Source organism: Bartonella sp. ML70XJBT.G, from assembly GCF_028618575.1.
Lineage (GTDB): Bacteria > Pseudomonadota > Alphaproteobacteria > Rhizobiales > Rhizobiaceae > Bartonella.
On sequence record NZ_JAQITA010000073.1, the window covers coordinates 1 to 1,778 of the forward strand.

The window sequence follows — 1,778 nt, forward strand, 5'->3', positions numbered from 1 at the left end:
TGAAGCCCTTTCTGAAGCTTTGCTAATCGTATAATCAAAAGCTAATGACCTATGCCATAAGTTTCCATTTTCTAAACGCGTGATGTAACCCATGCTTATTAAAGTCTCTAATGTCTTTTGAAACGTTCTTACTGAACACCCACACCAACTTGATAAATAAGACGCATTATTGATAAGAGACGCTTTCTTATCATTCATAAGCAACACAAGGGTTGTATAAACAGCCTTCTCTTTTGCCTTTAATCCCATAAGCTCTTTTAAAAACTTATCTGTACTAAACTTTCCATACGCTACTTTATTACTGGACATCATTCGTGATCTCCCTCTCTTTAACTAAATGTAAAATTGCCAAAGCATCCGCTTCATTATCATCACAAGGCGCGTGTCCTTTTGCACGCATTGCCTTTATCATCTCTTCTTTCGACGCATTCCCCTTGCCCGTCGTCGCTTTCTTAATCGTACAAACCGGTATTCCCTCATACGGTATCTGATGATGTTCACACCACGCCGTTAACGTTGCTAACAAGCCACCGTAAACATGCGCTGCATCGGTTCCAACATGACGCCTCACCTCCTCAAAATACACTGCGTCAATGCCATCTGCTGCCTGCTTTATTTCATTAAGCCATCTCTTAAAGCGTAAATAACGCATCCCACCGCCTTCAAAACGGCGTGATTTAAAATCAACGGTGCCACTAGTGATACCACCATCCTCACCACAAAGCGCCCACCCTGTCCTCGTACCTAGATCAAAACAAAGAATTGTATGAGACATCTGAAACACCTGTATTTACTGATTATTCCCTTTTTAGAATGGTGCTTTAAACGACTTCTCTGCACACAATTTTGCTGCAATTCGCACAATAGAAAATGTTAGAATGAGATAATTTTTGGATTAGATGATTTTGCTCGTCTATTGTTTTGTCTTTTTCATCTAGCTCTTTTCTAAGCATTTTTATGGTTTTAAAAGCGCTATAAGCTGCATAACAAGATATAATAAGTGCAATAAAACCCATCTCTCTCCTCACTTACTTTTCTTCTTATTCTTATGAGAAGGCTTTTTTACAGATGCATCACGCTGCTTAAGCTCTTGTTTAAGATTCTCTATTTGCTCATCGCGTGATTGAACATCTGCTGTTAGTTCATCTATAAGATCGTTCTTCCGTTTGAACGCTTCTTTATACGCATCTATCTTTTGATTAAGTTCTTTAATATCTGCATCACATGCATAAATTTCTTCAATTTCTCTCTCAAGATCTGTAACTTGGACGTGAAGCTTTTCAATCTGCCCTGCAAATCTTTTCGCCTTATCACGATAATGCAATGCAACACGCAACATTATTATGCCAAAAAGCAAAGTACCAAATACAACACCCATAATTATCATTTCATTTGAACTCATCTTGATCTCCTTTAATTTTTATGAGGGCGGTCATCACAACCAATCTGTTTTGCCTCGCATTCCATTAAGAAAAGCAGGCAACAAGCCGCATGTGCCAAGTGTGATAAATCACTCTCAGCATCCTTCTGTTCTCCACCAAACCATGCTAATAAATGACGCAAAGCAGCACCGTGAAACCGGCTCCAATCCATGCCATTACGCCAGTTGTTTGCTCCGTATTTCTTTGCTCCAAACTCTAAAACACGACCTATTTCCATCAGTGCTAAAGGCGGTATAAGCTCTACACGTGACTTGCCGTCATCATTCTTATGGGCTTCATTTGCGTTCTGTGAACGTATAAAAACTCTATTCTTACTGCCGTATTCTTGATGCCCGC

4 protein-coding genes are annotated in these 1,778 nt (G+C 39.6%); all 4 read right to left on the reverse strand.

Going from position 1 to position 1,778, the window contains the following annotated elements:
* The coding region (locus PVV64_RS10310) for a helix-turn-helix domain-containing protein (RefSeq protein ID WP_273760895.1) at positions 1–309 on the reverse strand (309 nt) is incomplete at its 3' end.
* Entirely contained in the window at positions 299–775 is a 477-nt protein-coding gene (locus PVV64_RS10315; RefSeq protein WP_273760893.1) for a crossover junction endodeoxyribonuclease RuvC, read from the reverse strand. The genes PVV64_RS10310 and PVV64_RS10315, both read right to left, overlap by 11 nt.
* Positions 776–1,024: 249 nt before the next feature.
* Complete coding sequence (locus PVV64_RS10320; RefSeq protein WP_273760894.1) at positions 1,025–1,402, reverse strand: hypothetical protein; 378 nt, start codon at positions 1,400–1,402, stop codon at positions 1,025–1,027.
* 11 nt (positions 1,403–1,413) lie between these two features.
* A complete protein-coding gene (locus PVV64_RS10325) occupies positions 1,414–1,740 on the reverse strand; it encodes a dATP/dGTP diphosphohydrolase domain-containing protein (protein WP_273760896.1) in 327 nt (108 codons plus the stop codon).
* Between the last annotated feature and the right edge of the window lie 38 nt (positions 1,741–1,778).